14 protein-coding genes are annotated in these 15,079 nt (G+C 65.4%); 2 read left to right on the top strand and 12 right to left on the bottom strand.

The window, feature by feature from the left end; genetic code table 11:
- Nucleotides 1-20 precede the first annotated feature (20 nt).
- The 7 genes from V3B64_RS19280 to V3B64_RS19250 all read right to left on the bottom strand — a co-directional run bounded on the left by V3B64_RS19280 (nucleotide 21) and on the right by V3B64_RS19250 (nucleotide 6,819).
- Nucleotides 21-728: a pilus assembly protein gene (locus tag V3B64_RS19280; protein ID WP_329914720.1), complete on the bottom strand. Its 708-nt coding sequence runs from the start codon at nucleotides 726-728 to the stop codon at nucleotides 21-23.
- An 18-nt stretch (nucleotides 729-746) separates the two neighbouring features.
- Nucleotides 747-1,898, bottom strand: a complete 1,152-nt coding sequence (locus V3B64_RS19275; RefSeq protein ID WP_329914719.1) for a CfaE/CblD family pilus tip adhesin — start codon at nucleotides 1,896-1,898, stop codon at nucleotides 747-749.
- Nucleotides 1,895-4,627 (bottom strand): TcfC E-set like domain-containing protein, encoded by a 2,733-nt coding sequence (locus V3B64_RS19270; RefSeq protein ID WP_329914718.1) that lies wholly within the window; start codon nucleotides 4,625-4,627, stop codon nucleotides 1,895-1,897. The genes V3B64_RS19275 and V3B64_RS19270 overlap by 4 nt, the downstream gene beginning before the upstream one ends.
- A 52-nt stretch (nucleotides 4,628-4,679) precedes the next feature.
- Nucleotides 4,680-5,189: a CS1 type fimbrial major subunit gene (locus V3B64_RS19265; protein ID WP_329914717.1), complete on the bottom strand. Its 510-nt coding sequence runs from the start codon at nucleotides 5,187-5,189 to the stop codon at nucleotides 4,680-4,682.
- A 209-nt stretch (nucleotides 5,190-5,398) separates the two neighbouring features.
- Nucleotides 5,399-5,545, bottom strand: coding sequence for a hypothetical protein (locus tag V3B64_RS19260; protein WP_329914716.1), 147 nt, complete (start codon nucleotides 5,543-5,545; stop codon nucleotides 5,399-5,401).
- A 34-nt stretch (nucleotides 5,546-5,579) separates the two neighbouring features.
- The gene (locus tag V3B64_RS19255; RefSeq protein WP_121504454.1) at nucleotides 5,580-5,942 is read right to left on the bottom strand and encodes a NirD/YgiW/YdeI family stress tolerance protein; all 363 of its coding nucleotides are present in this window, start codon (nucleotides 5,940-5,942) and stop codon (nucleotides 5,580-5,582) included.
- A gap of 109 nt (nucleotides 5,943-6,051) precedes the next feature.
- Nucleotides 6,052-6,819, bottom strand: a complete 768-nt coding sequence (locus V3B64_RS19250) for an alpha/beta hydrolase (protein WP_329914715.1) — start codon at nucleotides 6,817-6,819, stop codon at nucleotides 6,052-6,054.
- Between the two features lie 93 nt (nucleotides 6,820-6,912).
- Between V3B64_RS19250 and V3B64_RS19245 the strand changes: the two genes are divergently transcribed.
- A complete protein-coding gene (locus tag V3B64_RS19245) occupies nucleotides 6,913-7,686 on the top strand; it encodes a helix-turn-helix transcriptional regulator (protein WP_329914714.1) in 774 nt (257 codons plus the stop codon).
- Between the two features lie 156 nt (nucleotides 7,687-7,842).
- Here V3B64_RS19245 and V3B64_RS19240 read toward each other — a convergent pair whose 3' ends face one another.
- The 3 genes from V3B64_RS19240 to V3B64_RS19230 form a co-directional block, all read right to left on the bottom strand.
- On the bottom strand, nucleotides 7,843-9,120 hold the full coding sequence (locus V3B64_RS19240; protein ID WP_032127838.1) for a citrate synthase: 1,278 nt from the start codon (nucleotides 9,118-9,120) through the stop codon (nucleotides 7,843-7,845).
- Nucleotides 9,121-9,416: 296 nt separating this feature from the next.
- Nucleotides 9,417-9,659, bottom strand: coding sequence for a type B 50S ribosomal protein L31 (locus V3B64_RS19235; RefSeq protein ID WP_005418951.1), 243 nt, complete (start codon nucleotides 9,657-9,659; stop codon nucleotides 9,417-9,419).
- Nucleotides 9,660-9,747: 88 nt separating this feature from the next.
- Nucleotides 9,748-10,686 carry a nucleoside hydrolase gene (locus V3B64_RS19230; RefSeq protein WP_032127836.1) on the bottom strand — a complete coding sequence of 313 codons (939 nt, stop codon included), beginning with the start codon at nucleotides 10,684-10,686 and terminating at the stop codon, nucleotides 9,748-9,750.
- Between the two features lie 225 nt (nucleotides 10,687-10,911).
- Here V3B64_RS19230 and V3B64_RS19225 point away from each other — a divergent pair, with 225 nt between their 5' ends.
- Nucleotides 10,912-12,240: a Fic family protein gene (locus V3B64_RS19225; RefSeq protein ID WP_065427838.1), complete on the top strand. Its 1,329-nt coding sequence runs from the start codon at nucleotides 10,912-10,914 to the stop codon at nucleotides 12,238-12,240.
- 144 nt (nucleotides 12,241-12,384) lie between these two features.
- On the opposite strand, the gene recG is transcribed toward V3B64_RS19225, so the two are convergent.
- A complete protein-coding gene (recG, locus tag V3B64_RS19220; RefSeq protein WP_049422642.1) occupies nucleotides 12,385-14,496 on the bottom strand; it encodes an ATP-dependent DNA helicase RecG in 2,112 nt (703 codons plus the stop codon).
- A gap of 7 nt (nucleotides 14,497-14,503) precedes the next feature.
- Nucleotides 14,504-14,890 (bottom strand): RidA family protein, encoded by a 387-nt coding sequence (locus V3B64_RS19215; RefSeq protein ID WP_005410875.1) that lies wholly within the window; start codon nucleotides 14,888-14,890, stop codon nucleotides 14,504-14,506.
- Nucleotides 14,891-15,079: the final 189 nt, after the last annotated feature.

Here is a 15,079-nt window from a genome sequence, read left to right as displayed (position 1 = left end):
CTTACGCAGGGCGATAGAGGTCAGGCGCTCGGCGCCAGAGTTGTTACGTGATCGCGATAGCTGTCGTTCGACAGTCGGTACTGCAGCTGCAGAGTGCTGCCCGGCTGGAGCTGGAACGGCAAGGTCAGCGCAGCATCGGGGTAGAGACTTCTGGACAGCTCAAGCGGCGTGCACACGCCACCGGTGTTGCACTCGGCAGCACCGGTGATGCCCACACGCAGCGTGCCGGTGTTGCGCAGGGTGTTGCCCTGCAGTTGCAGATCCACGCTGCCTTTGGCGGGCACTACGTTCACCAGCGCGCCCCAGACCAGGCTGACGCCAACGTTGGCCTGCGCCGCCTGCTCGTCGCCTTCCAGAATGGTGCCGTCGGGGCCCTTCACGCCCTCGAAGTAGATGCGGTAGGCCGCCTCCTTCTCGACCGTCTGCAGTGGAATCACCCGGATCAGGCGATTGCCACCACCGCTGAGTGCGAACTTGCCGGGCGTGATGGCAATCGCCGCATCGGCCGCCTCCACTTCCAACTCTTCTTCGTCGGACGCAGCCGGATTGACGATACGCAGCAGCCGCGACTGCACGTACTGCGGCTGGGTGGATTGCGAGTACACGCGGATCTTCGTGCCGTGCTTGGCGTCCACCGCCGCTCGCATCGGATGAATGGACAGGTTGGCCTGTGCCGGCGGGGCCAGCAGTGCGCTCAACGGCAACAGGCAGAACAGCAGCTTCTTCATGATGAGCCTCCGTGGGGATCAGGGTTTGGCGGTCGGCACGCGCAGCTCTACCGTCAGCTCGCCGTCGTAGAGGCCGGGGCGTTTGCTGGCGATGGGCGTGGGCGGTGTTTCCAGCGTCAGTGGTGTGGGTACGCAGTACACGGGTTGGCTGATGCCCGGCAGCAGCACCATGCGTAGCTGTGCGCTGTCGATACCGCGCAGCAGCTGTTCCTCACCGTGCTTCATGGCCAGCAGGTTGCCGCCGTAATTCAGGCCGACCTGGTAGTCGAGGCGCTGGGTGTCGTCGCTGCCGCCGTCCTGGTGCCAGACCGCAAAGTCCTGCCCAGGTGGTGGCCGCGGCCCGCTGTCGCGCACGGTGACGCCGAGGAATTCGCTCTGCGAACCCACGCCGTCGTACAGGCACATGTCCACGTCCTTACGCCCGGCGACGACCTTGCGGATGGGGTCATAGCGCAGGTCCATGTTGACCAGGGGTGCAACGCCATTGAAGCCGGGGAAGTAGATCGAGATCGCGTCGTAGTCGGTGACGGTGAAGTCGAAATTGAAGGTGGCTGTTGCAACCGGTGCGGCGGCTGGGTCGGCTTTGATGTTCAGGCGCATCATGGCCTTCCAGTGGCCTGCGACGAGCCGCGAGATCTCGCGTTGAGGCAGGATCATCTCGACGCCGGTGCCGAGCGGCTGATCTGCCCCACTCCCTATGCCACATGTGTACCAGAATGCTGCATTCAGAACACGCGGTACTGAGTCCCAGTAATCTAAACTGCAGCGATACCCCGACATGACCCGCTGCAGGTTTCCTACTGCACGAATCTCGGTACGCAGGCCAGTCCTTAGTTCAACGAGACGCAACGCTATCTCTGTTGTTCCTGTTCCCCCTGACGAGGTCAGGTCACCTTCCGTCGGACACCGCCCAAACTCAGGATCAGAAGCAGACCCACAAACCACATGGATCTGCCCATACTTCAGCGCCAGGTCGTGACTGAACCCCAACACCGTCCGCGGCGCCCAAAGCTCCACATCACCCGGAACCGCTGAGCGATCCCACGACATCACGATGTCCCGGCTCTGATCCGCCGGGTGCGTCTCCGGCGGCCACTGCGCCCACGCCCTCGGCGCCAGCACCACCAGCGCACACACCAGCATCAACACCAACAACACTCGCCGGTTCATGGCGTTCCTCCTGCAGCAGCGGTCTGGGGCGTGGCGGCAATCAACGCGCGTTCCTGCAGCAGGCGGGTCACGCGGGCCTGCTGGCGGATCTCTGCCGGCAGCTGGGCCACGGCCAGCGGCTCGCAGCGCACGGCGCCGACCAGCAGCACCACCTGGCGGCGCTCGCGCACCTGCAGCGGGCAGTGCAGCAGGCGGTCGTCCTGCAGCAGGTACAGCGTTGTCTCGCGACGCGGGAAATCGGCAACGAAGCCGCCGTTGGCACTGGTGCCTGGCACCGGCGCGTTGAGGATGCGGGCGCCACCCAGCGGCGCTCCGGCAAGATCCTTGGCGTTGCCGATGAAGGTGTAGGTCACCTCGATCGGCACCGGCATGCGCATCAGCCGCCCCGGGCTGAGGAACATCGGCCGTGCACCACCCACGCCGGTCACGCGGATGGCGGCAATGCTGTCCAGCGTGCTGGCGTCCTGTACTTCGGCGCGGTGCGACTGGTACGACGACAACGGCAGCAACCGGCGCTCACCAATCTGCAGGCGTTGCCTGCGCAGGCCGCCCACCTGCAGTTCGGCCGCCACGCCACGCAGGTCGATGTCGTCGGTGTCGGCCACCTGCACGGCCAGGCCAGCGTCGGCGCCGTTGCTGCCGCTCCAGTAGAAGCCGCGCTTGCCCAGTGCAAAGCCAGAGCTGTGCATGCCGCTGTAGGCGGTCTCGCTGCGGCCGCGCTGCTGGTAGTGCGCCAGCGTGGCGCCACTCTGGCCGAGGCTGTTCTGCAGCTGGCCGCTGAGCGTGGCGCTGTAACGGTCGCTGTTGTTGGCACGCAGTTCGGCTGACAGCTCGCGGTACTGCGCATCGACTTCCTGGCGCAGGCTGTGGCCGACGCTGTAGTTGATGTCCGGGCGCTGGTGCTGCGGCTGGCGCACGTCTACGCTGTAGCGGCGCTGGCCACTGCCGGCGGTGCCGCGCAGCAGGCGGGTCAGGCTCAGGTTGAAGTAGATGCCGCGGTCGCGTTGATCACTGCCGCGCAGGCTGTCGCTGGCACGCTGCTGCCACACACCCACACGGGTGGAGACGCTGAAATCCTGCCAGCGATGGCTGCGGCTGAAGCTGGCCTGCCAGGTGCGGCTGAGCTGCGGCTCGCGGCGCGGTTGCCACGGCGCCGGCGGCGGCAGCAGCGGGTCCAGCCCGGCCAGCGGATCGTCTTCCGCACCCGGCAGGATGCGTCCCGCGCGCCAGGTCTGGCGCCGCGTATAGCCCACATAGGCGCTGCCACCGGCCAGCGGCAGCGCCATCGAGGCGCTGAGCGAGTTGGTGCAGCCCAGCTGGTCGCGGGCGTCGGCCTCGAACTGGCAGGCCTTGCCGCGCATGCGCTGCTGGTAGATGTTCCAGGATGCGGTGCGGCGGTACGACAGCTGGTGCTGCTGGCCGGTGCTGCCATCGTTGCCGCGCATGCCGCCAAAGCTGGCGCGCAGTTCCTGGGTGGCGTACAGGCGGCGCAGGTCCACGCGCAGCTCGCCGTAGCGGAAGCCGCCCAGGTCGGCGGCGCCGGCCACCATCGCCACGTCGCGGCCCAGCGGCACGCGCATGCCGGCCACGGCCACGCGTTCGCCATCGAAGCGGTCACTGCGACGCTCGTTGCGCTTGCCGCCCTGCACGAACCACTGCCACTGGCTGTTGGTCCAGTCGCCGCCCTTGTCGAACGGCGCATCTTCGCTGCGCACCAGTACGCCGTCTTCGTAGATGCGCAGGGTGACGTTGTAGTTGCCGAACGGGAAGTTGCGGGTGTCGATCTGGTTGATGCCGGCCTGCAGGTAGGAGGTCTGCAGCAGGCGCGTGCCGTCGTAGGCATCCACGCGTGCGTCGCGCGCCAGCAGCACGGTCAGCGGCGTGGCCTGCACAGCGGCATCGGCATCCACATAGGCATGGGTGGTGCCCACGCGCAGGCCCTGCAGGCGGTCCAGCGGCAGCATGCTGAAACTGAAGGTGCCGCCCTGCGGGCTGGACAGGTTGCGGCGGTCCATGCGCCCGGCCTGCAGGTAGTGCGCCTGCCCCAGGTCATGGCGGTAGTAGACGTTGTCGAACTGGAATTCGCTGTCACTGCCGCGGCTGCGGTAGCGCTGCTGGTTGAAGTTCCATTCGGCGGAAACATGCCCGCGGTCGAACAGGCCCAGCACGCCGGTGCCACGTGCGGACAGCGTCTGGTAGTCGCGGCTGCCGCTGACATTGATCACCTGCTGGTGCAGGAACGCGTTTTCGGCGTTGGCGCTGACGGTGTGGAAGCGTTCGGCAGCCGGCTTGCCGGGAATCCACTGGCGGGCAACGAACAGGCGCACCGCGCCCTCGCCTTCGTCGTACAGCGCGCGCACGGTGGCGGGGTCTTCCGGCGGATCGAGATAGCCGCAACCCGCCGTGGCGCCACCGAAGCGGCAGGCCAGATGGCTGTTGCGCGCCATCGGCTGCGACAACGCGGGCAGCAGCGCGGCCTGCGCCTCGGCGGGGAGGTCGAGCGCCTGCAGCACGCTTGCTGGCTCTTCCAGTTGTACGTGCTCCAGGGTCACGCGCACCGGCGACAGCCCGGCCGAGCGGCCGAACAGCTGGATGTCGAGTTGTTCGGTCTGGCCTTCGACCAGATCTTCGAAGCCGGGCGGGACGCCGCGCGCCGCCGCCAGCGGCGTTGCCAGCGCCAGGGCGAGCGCGACCGCCAGCCGGGTGATGGCGGGGGCGTGTGGGGTCATTGGGGGTACCGCTGGAAAGGCAGCCGGCCCGGCGTACGGGCCGGCGCGGGGATTACGGCGTGGTGGCCTTCTGGTTCAGGACGACGTTGACGACACCCTCGTATCGGCCCTTGTTGACGATCGGGGCCGGGGTGGTCTGGGCGATGGTCAGCGGCATCGAGATCGAGGCGCCCGGGGTTGAGCCGGCACCGGTGAAGAGATCAGACGCCTTGTACTCGATGGCAGTGGCACCCAATGCACGATTGTTCAGGCTGATCGTCATCGGCACGGTGATCGTGCCGGTTTCGTTTGCCAGAACGAAGGCGCCGTCGATACGCGCTTCGATATCTGCAGCGTCATCGTTGGAGTGGATACGCACACGCTGGGTGTTCGGAATCAGGCCGCGCAGCGGGTCATGGGTCAGGGTGACCAGGTCCGGCAGCGCGCTGCCATCGTCGCGCAGCAGGGCCAGGGTCGGGTCGACGTCGGCGTAGACGGAGATCTTGGTTTCCACGGCGTGCGCGGACAGCGAAGCCGTGGCCAGCGCTGCAGCGAGCGCGGCCTTCTTGAGAATGGCGTGCATGGGTTGTCTCTCTCGGACAAGGGGGGAATGAGAAAGCCCCCCTCCCCTAAGGAGAAAGGGAGGGAGGCGCCGCCCGCAGAGGTGGTTGCGGGCGACGGAGAGAATGTTAGAAACCCATTGTCCTGCAGGCCATTCAAGCATTCCTAAAACGTTGAACGTTAAGAAGAATCTTTGAATTAGTTCAACGTTCCAGGCTTATGCAATTTCCCTCATTCGGTAAATGCAAAAAATCTCATTGCTTCGCCTTTGTAGAGTCGAGCCATGCTCGACTGCTGTTCGCGCTGTTCGCGCTGTGCGTGCTGTTCGCGCTGTGCGTGCTGTGCGTGCTGTGCGTGCTGTGCGTGCGAGTCGAGCATGGCTCGACTCTACATATTGCAACCCGCGCGAGCCTCAGCCTGCGGGCACCACGGTCACGCGATCAACATCGATGTCGGTCGGTTTGAACCGATGCGTGTCGACCTTGCCGTGCAGTTCCACCACGGTATCCGCACCAATGGCCTGCTGCGGCAGGTCTTCGTCATCGATCTCCACTTCGATCTGGCCACTGGCATCGCGGAACTGGTAACGCTCGTGGCCAAGCTTGGCGACCAGGGTGCCACGCAGCACCACCGGGTGGTCGTCGCGCTGGGCGCGCGCATCGGCCACGGAGCTGGCAGCGGTGCCCGCACCCGGGCCGGTGTACTGCGCGGATGCGTGCGGGCTCAACAGGGCCAGCGGCGTGGCGATGAGGGCAATGGCAAGCAGTCGATTCATGGCGTTCTCCATGGCTGAGTAAGTGCCCTCAGGTTCTATCGCCCCGGATGTGATGCCTATGCAATAGATCCGAAAAGATGTGAAAGCGACATTCAGTGTCAGAAATCATTCATGCCGGATGAGCCCCTGCTCTCAGGAGCGATTCCATGGCCGTGACCAAGGCCAAGGGTGTCTCATTCATCGGGTAGTGTCCTGCATCCTCCAGAACCTCCAGCGTGGCCTGCCGGTAGCGGCGCAGATAGGTGCGCTCCATCAGTGATCGGTTGAAGGTCGGATCATTCCCACCCACCACCACCTTCAACCGATGGTCACCGACGATCTCATTGCTGAAATCCGTATCTGCCCACGCAGGAAGGTATGCAGCAAACGCGTCCGGCGTGGAATGCTCGATTGAGTAACGGGCCTTCCAATCCAGCCAGGCTGCAGGCAGTCTGCCGCCAGTACTGCGATCAATGATGGCCCTTCGGCTGGCCACGCTGCCGGCAGCGCTTTCCAGAAGTCCTCGCGTGGATGCGTCATAGGCAATGCCGCCACAGGGAACGGGTGCGATGGCCAGCATGGAGCGCACCCGCTGGGGCGCGAGCACGGCGATGCGCTCGATCGCCATGCCTCCCATGGAATGCCCCGCTACGCTGAACGTTTCCAGCTGAAGTGCATCGGCGAGCGAGAGCGCGTCACGGGCGATTTCGTCGATGCTGTACTGCCCCGCCACATCGCGCATGCCGCCGTAGCCACGGCAGTCCATGAAGATGTAGCTGAAGTGGTCGCGTGACAGCCATGGCTCGATCGGTTCGAACGCGTGTGCGTCGCCAAACCAGCCATGCAGGACCAGGACGGAGTGAGGCCCCTGCCCCACGCGATGAAAAGTGTTGGCCATGAAGCATTGCCGCAGTGAGGAGGAGGGTTGATGCTAGGCAGCGCAGGCCCGGCCCACCGTCGATGACGGGTCAACCGCTATAGAATCCGGGCCATGCGCAATTCGCTGCTCGATCCCTACGAAGACCTGCCGCGCGATGTCGTGGTCACCTCGAACGACTATGCAGCGTCGTCCACCTTTCCGCGCCATGCCCATCGACGCGGGCAGTTCGCGTTCGCCGCGCGCGGCACCATCAGCGTGACGACACCGCAGGGGCGCTGGCTGGTGCCGCCACAGCGCGCCTGCTGGGTACCCGCCGGGCTGGTGCACGAGATGACGATGCGCGGGCCGGTGACGATGCTCAACGCCTTCCTTTCCATCGAGGCGGCTGCTGCAGTGGCGATGCCGGCGCAGTGCCACGTGTATGCCGTTTCGCCGTTGCTGCGGCAGCTGCTGGAAGGCGCAGTGGACCTGCCCGCGCGGTACGACGAGGACGGGCGTGCGGGCAAGCTGATGCAGTTGCTGGTCGCGGAGATCGCGTCGATGCCGATGCTTTCCCTGCATGCGCCGTTGCCTGCCGATACACGCCTCGCACGCGTCTGCCGGGCGCTGTTCGATGCGCCCTCGCTCGCCATCGGGCTTGATGAGGTGGCTGCGGATGCAGGCATGAGCCGGCGCACCTTCACGCGGACGTTCCGCGCAGGTACCGGGGTGAGTTTCGCCGAGTGGCGGCAGCAGGTATGCCTGCTGGCAGCCATCGAACGGCTGGGCCAGGGGCAGGCGGTGACACGCGTGGCATTGGACCTGGGGTATGCGAGCCCCAGCGCGTTTTCTGCCGCGTTCCGGCGTGAGCTGGGGTGTTCGCCGAGCCGGTATTCCGAGGTGTAGTGCCGGATAGGTGTCTGGTTGCCGTGCGGACCAACGGTCCGCACCTACCACATGCTGGGAATCGTGCGTGCCAACCAAGGTTGGCAGCTACCAGAGCCGAAGCAAAAAAAACGCCCCGCGGATGCGGGGCGTTCTCGGCACAATCTACGCGGGCGATCAGCCCTGGTAGTCGCGCACGTCGCTGCCGGTGTAGACCTGGCGCGGACGGCCGATCTTCATTTCCGGATCAACCTGCTGTTCCAGCCAATGCGAGACCCAGCCGGAAGTACGGCCCAGGGCGAACATGACGGTGAACATTTCGGTCGGGATCTGCAGCGCCTTGTAGATGATGCCGCTGTAGAAATCGACGTTCGGGTACAGCTTGCGGGCGACGAAGTACTCGTCCTGCAGCGCGGCCTGTTCCAGCTTCACGGCCACGTCCAGCAGCGGATCCTGCACGCCCAGCTGCTTGAGCACCTTGCTGGTCATCTCGCCGATGACCTTGGCGCGCGGGTCGAAGTTCTTGTAGACGCGGTGGCCGAAGCCCATCAGGCGGAAGCCGGAGGTCTTGTCCTTGGCCTTGACCACGGCGGACTCGACGTTGTCAGCGCTGCCGATCTCTTCCAGCATCTTCAGCACGGCTTCGTTGGCACCGCCGTGGGCCGGACCCCACAGCGCGGTGACGCCAGCGGCAACCGACGCGTACGGGTTGGCACCGGTCGAGCCGACCAGGCGCACGGTCGAGGTCGAGGCGTTCTGCTCGTGGTCGGCGTGCAGGATGAACAGCAGGTCCAGCGCCTTGACCACGTCCGGGTTCAGATCGTACTGGCCATCAGCCGACTCGAAGGTCTGCTTCAGGAAGCGGCTGACGTAGTCCAGCGAGGTGTCCGGCTTGTTGGCCGGCAGGCCCTTGCCGTGACGGTAGATCAGCGCCGACAGGGTCGGCACCTTGGCGATCAGGCGCACAGCGGCCTGGCGGCGCTGTTCGGCATCGGACAGGTCCAGCGAGGCGTGGTAGATGCCCGACAGCTGCGCGATGGCGGCGGTCAGGATGGCCATCGGATGTGCATCCTTGGCGAAGCTGCCGATCAGGGTGTTGATCGACTCATCGACGTTGGCTTCGGCCGCCAGCTCGTCGGTGAAGGCCTTCAGCTGCTCGGCGCTCGGGCGCTCGCCGTTGATCAGCAGGTAGGCCACTTCGACGTAGCTCGACTTTTCCGACAGCTGTTCGATCGGGTAGCCGCGGTACAGCAGCACGCCCTTGTCGCCGTCGATGTAGGTGATGGCGGACTTGCAGCTGGCCGTCGCGGTGAAGCCGGAATCGTAGGTGAAATACCCCGTTTCCTTGGTCAGCTTCGCGATGTCGACGCAGTCGTTGCCAAGGGTGGGTTTGATGACGGGCAGAACGACCGACTTATCGCCGGCGTTGAGCGTGACCTGATCAAGATCGGACACTGTGTGCGCTCCTTCATGGGAAGGCGCCTGCCCAAGCGCATTGGTCAGGCACGTGAATGACGTCCTCGGCCTGTGCCGGGGATCAGGTCATTATCGCACAGCAGCATTTGCCCGGCGCTAGACAGAAGTCGTATACGACAGGCGGCCAGACGCCGGCCGTTGAGCGGCCCGGATCGGCAAAAGTGTTGTCACACGAACGCAGTGTTCCGTCCATCCAAACGCCTGTTGGGTTGGCGTTGGGGAAAAACAAACGGCCGCGCAGAGCGCGGCCGTCGGTTCGAAGCTGGATCGACAGATCAGCGCGCGTAGCGCTTCTGGAACTTGTCGATACGGCCCGAGGTGTCGATGACCTTGTGCTTGCCCGTGTAGAACGGGTGCGAAGCAGAGGAAATTTCAACCTTGACCAGCGGGTATTCGTTGCCGTCTTCCCACTGGATGGTTTCCTTCGTGCCCATGGTCGAGCGGGTCAGGAACTTGAAATCGGAGGTGACGTCATGGAAGACGACGTCGCGGTAGTTCGGATGGATATCGGCCTTCATGGGCTCACACCGTAAATGGGCTGGTGGTCAAGAGCGGCATTATAAGCACCGGTTGCCGCTCGGGGCAACCGGTGCGGGTCAACAGACTTCAGTCCGCGCCCAGGGCCTGGCGCACCAGGGCCTCGAAACGCTGCTGGTCGTAGGCCATCAGCAGATCGCAGTTGTCCGGCTGGCCGGTCTGGCGGTTCCAGTCGACGATGGTGGCGCCGCGGCTGAACGTACCGTTCAGCTCTACGTTCAGCGGCCGCGATTCGACCTGCAGCTGCCCTTCCGGGTTCAGCGCCCAGGCCATGGCGACCGCATCGGCGGTATACCAGCGGCCGCCCTTGCTGTCTTCGGACAGGCCACGGGTCTTGCGCGAGATCAGCTCGTAGAAACGAGCGCGATCGGAATCAGCCTGCAGCCACTTTTCAGCATCCTGCAGCGGCAGACCATGGGCAACGGTGGCCTCCCAGTCCGACACCAGCAGGTGCTTGAACGAGGTGAACACCACGTGCGCCGCTTCCGGATCGAAGGCGATGTTGAATTCGGCGGCCGGGGTGATGTTGCCGTGGCAGGTGACCGCGCCGCCCATCACCACGATGCGCTTGATGCGCTCGGGCAGGGTCGGGTCCAGCTTCAGTGCCAGGGCCAGGTTGGTCAGCGGGCCAAGCATCACCAGCATCAGTTCACCGGCGTGCTCGTGCGACAGGCGCAGGATGGCCAGTGCGGCGTGTTCGGCTTCAGCCTGGCGGCTCGGCGGCGGCAGGTCCACGTCGCCGTAGCCGTCACGGCCATGCACGTGGGCGGCGTCAACGGAGGGATGCAGCAGCGGATCCGGGCTACCGGCAAACACCGGTACGTCGGCGCGGCCGACGATGTCGCAGAGCTTGAGGGCGTTGCGGACGGTGTACTGCAGGCCGACATTGCCGGCGGCGATGGTCAGGGCGACCACGTCATGCCGTTCATCGGCAAAGGCCATCAGCAGGGCCAGGGCGTCGTCCACACCGGGGTCGGTGTCGATCAACAGGGGGATCTTGTGGGTCATCGTTGCCGTCTTCAGATCGGCAACGAAGTGTGGACCGGGATGATGACCGTTGCAATACCGGTCTGCCCCGGCGGCAAAGATGTAGTGGAGAGGGTTGGATCCGTTGCCCCCACCAACGCCCCCGCCCAACGCACTCACGAACATGAACAGATTCTAGTTCGGGTCGCTTGGAGCGCCCAACATCATTTGCTATAAAAAGTGTTGAACATTTTATAGAAAACAACCATGAAGCTGCCCGCGCCAGCTCCCGATCTGGCAACCCTCACCCGGAAGTACATGGAGACCCTCGGTACCATCCTGGACGCCCGGATCGGGCCCGAGGTGAACGGCGCCTATGAGCACTGGGACAAAGTCCGCCACAGAGCGCCACCGGCGGGCCTGAACGCGGAGCAGTGGTGGCTGGGCATCACGTGGACGCGCGCAGCATTGCTGAAGCCGCTACCGCTGTTGCTGGACAAGACGCAGCAACCCTTCAAGCTGGCACTTACCGATTCAATGCAGCGGCACCTGCACTACATTGATCGGGAGGCCGCAGGCTCGGTGAAGGGTGTGGATGCTGCCAGCGGCCAAGGACGGTTCCTGATCCGCTCGCTGATCGAGGAAGCGATGACCTCATCGCAGCTGGAGGGCGCCTCGACCACGCGGGCGGTGGCAAAGGAAATGCTGAGCACAGGCCGTGCGCCGCGCGACCAGTCCGAGCGCATGATCTACAACAACTACGTGGCAATGAACGTGATCCGCGAGCGCGGCATACGCCCGATCACTCCCGGCGAGATTCTGGAGCTGCACAGCATCCTCACCGACGGCACGCTGGAGCTTCCAACCGACAGCGGGCGCTTCAGAACCGCCGAAGACAACGTTGCGATCTTCGATCGCGGCTCACCACCTACGCTGCTGCACATCCCTCCTCCGGCCGAGGAAGTGCCCGCACGGATCGAGCGGCTGTGCACGTTCATCAATGAGGAAAGCACACCGTTCATCCATCCTGTCGCCAAGGCCATCGCACTGCATTTCCAGATTGGCTATGACCATCCTTTCGTGGATGGCAATGGCCGTACGGCACGCGCACTGTTCTACTGGGCGATGATGAATGCCGGATATTGGATGACCGAGTACTTCTCCATTTCCAGCGTGTTGAAGAAGTCCCCAGGCAAGTACATGCGGGCCTACCTCTACACCGAAAGCGACAACCGGGATCTTGGCTACTTCGTGGCGCAACAACTGGAGGCGATTGAGCAATCGATCCAGGGTTTGCATGCCTACATCGCCAGGAAGCATGCGGAGGATCAGGCAGCGCGACGCGTGCTGCGAACCGCCCGGCTTGGCGGTGTGCCTCTCAATCATCGTCAGCGCGCGTTGCTGGCCAACGCGCTGAAGGATCCTGACCGGACCTACACCGTCGCCAGCCACCAGGCGGCACACACCATTACCTATCCGACCGCGTTGAAGGATCTGAACGGATTGGTGGCTTCCGGGCTTGTCAGCAAAGAGCGCGTCGGGAAGGCGTCCGAGTATCTCGTGCTACCCGGTCTGTCGGAACGTTTGGCGCTGTAGATCTACGCCATGCGGGGATGACGGGAAGGTGATCGAAAGCGCTGTCTGTAGAGTCGCGCCATGCTCGACTCACGCGCGCGGCGCGCAGTAGATCCACGCCATGCGTGGATGTGTGGACCAAGGTCCACACCCACCAATGCGGCATTACGCCGAGGCGTAACGCACGGCGGTGCCGATCCAGCGCTGCACCACGCGATCGGCCAGCGCGGGTTGCTGGGCCAGCAGGCGTTCGGCCAGGTCATGCACGCCGGGCAGCAGGCCGGCATCACGCGCGAGATCGGCGATGCGGAAGCCAGCCAGGCCGGTCTGGCGGGTACCGAGCAGTTCGCCCGGGCCACGCAGCTCCAGATCCTTCTCGGCGATGACGAAGCCATCGTTGGTTTCGCGCATGGTCTGCAAACGCTCGCGCGCCATCTGCGAAAGCGGCGCCTGGTACAGCAGCACGCAGCGCGACACCGCCGAACCACGGCCCACGCGGCCACGCAGCTGGTGCAGCTGGGCCAGGCCGAGGCGTTCGGCGTTCTCGATCACCATCAGCGAGGCATTCGGCACGTCCACGCCCACTTCAATCACGGTGGTCGCCACCAGCAGATCGATCTCACCCGCCTTGAACGCCACCATCGTCGCCAGCTTCTCGGCGGCCTTCAGGCGGCCATGCACCAGCCCCACGCGCACGCCCGGCAGCAGCGCCTGCAGCGATTCGTAGGTGGCCTGCGCCGGGGTGGCGTCGAGCTCTTCGCTTTCCTCGATGAGCGTGCACACCCAGTACACCTGCCGCCCTTCCTGGCAGGCCAGCGCGATGCGCTCGATCAGCTCGGGACGACGATCGTTGTTGAGTGCGACGGTCTGCACCGGCGTGCGGCCCGGCGGCAGTTCGTCAATGGCCGACACATCCAGATCCGCGTATTCGGACATCGCCAGCGTGCGTGGAATCGGCGTGGCGGTCATCACGAGCTGGTGCGGCACGCTGTTGCCACCCGCGCCCTTGTCGCGCAGGGCCAGCCGCTGGTGCACGCCGAAGCGGTGCTGTTCGTCGACGATCGCCAGGGCCAGGTCCTGGAACACCACCGCCTCCTGCATCAGCGCGTGGGTACCGACCACCACCTGCGCTTCGCCGTTGGCGACCTGCTCCATCACCTTGGCGCGCGCCTTGCCGGTGACCTTGCCGGCCAGCCACGCGATGCGCACGCCCAGCGGTTCCAGCCAGCCGCGCAGGTTGTTGAGATGCTGCTCGGCCAGCAGCTCGGTGGGCGCTGCCAATGCGACCTGCTTACCCTGCTCGACTGCCAGCATCGCGGCCAGTGCGGCGACCACGGTCTTGCCGGAGCCGACGTCGCCCTGCACAAGCCGCAGCATCGGGCTGGGCCGTGCGAGGTCTTCGCGGATCTGCTTGAACACACGCGCCTGTGCACCCGTCAGCGCGAACGGCAGCTGTTTCAGCAGCGCCTTGGCCAGCTTGCCGGGGCCGGCCAGCGGCGGCGCATGGTGCGCCTGCAAGGCGATGCGCTGACGACGCAGGCTGAGGTGATGGGCCAGCAGTTCTTCCATCGCCAGGCGACGCTGCGCCGGATGGGTGCCTGCGGCCAGCGCGGCCAGATCGGCATCCGGCGGCGGCCGGTGCACAGTGAGCAGCGCGCTGCGCAGTGACGGCAGGCCGAGGCCATCCAGCCAGCCGCTGGGCAGCAGTTCCAGCGTGCTTTCCTCGGGCAGGCGGTCCAGCGCCTGGCCGATCAGCTTGCGCATCGTCATCGGGCCAACGCCTTCCACGGTGGGATACACCGGGTCGAGGCGGTCGCCGAGTTCGGGATCGTCATTGCGGCCCAGCACCTGGTAGCTGGGGTGGACGATTTCCAGGCCGAGGTGGCCGGGTTTGGGGGTGCCGAAGCAGCGCAGCCGGTTGCCGACCGCGAACTGGCCGACCTGCTGCTGGCGGAAGTGGAAGAAGCGCAGCACCAGGGTGCCCTGCCCTTCGTCTTCCACCGCCACTTTCAGCATCGGCCGGTAGCGCATGCCGCGCTCGACCGCGACCACCCGCCCTTCCACCTGCGCCGGTACGCCGTTGCGCAGGTCTTCGATGCGGGTCAGCCGGGTCCGGTCTTCATAGCGCAGCGGCAGATGAAGCCAGAGATCCTGCAGGGTGGCCAGGCCACGCGCCTGCAGTTTGGCGGCCACGGCCGGACCGACGCCAGCGAGCATCGCCAGGGATGCTTCGCCGGACGGTGACAGGACCGGGGTGACCGCCGCCTTGCGTGCCACGTGGCGGTCAGTCGATGACCATCACCGCGTCGACCTCGAAGTTGGCGCCCTTCGGCAGGCCGGAGACTTCGATGGTGGAACGGGCCGGGTACGGGGCCTGGAAGTAGTCCTGCATGACCGCATTGACCTTGGCGAACTCGCCCAGGTCGGTCAGGTACAGGCCCAGGCGCACGACCTTGTCCAGCGAGCCGCCAGCGGCTTCGGCCACGGCCTTGAGGTTGTCGAAGGCGCGGCGGGCCTGTGCTTCGACGTCACCGGCGCCGACGATGTCACCGGTAGCCGGATCGAGCGGGATCTGGCCGGAGAAATACACGGTGTTGCCGGCGCGCACGGCCTGCGAGTACGGGCCGATGGCGGCGGGAGCCTTTTCGGTGTTGATGATCTGGCGGGACATGGGTCGCTCCGGTGCTTGGGGGAAAACAGAGCGGTGATTGTACCGGGTGGGGGCGCATCCACGCATGGCGTGGATCCACCGCGCCGCTTCGGTAGTGCCGGCCGCTGGCCGGCAAACCCATGAATGTCGGAAGCACCGCGAAGTTGCCGGCCAGCGGCCGGCACTACCGGGTTCGCATTACTGGCGGCG

The organism is Stenotrophomonas sp. SMYL86, assembly GCF_036320025.1.
Classification (GTDB): domain Bacteria; phylum Pseudomonadota; class Gammaproteobacteria; order Xanthomonadales; family Xanthomonadaceae; genus Stenotrophomonas; species Stenotrophomonas maltophilia_A.
This window is presented reverse-complemented; position numbering and strand designations above follow the sequence as displayed.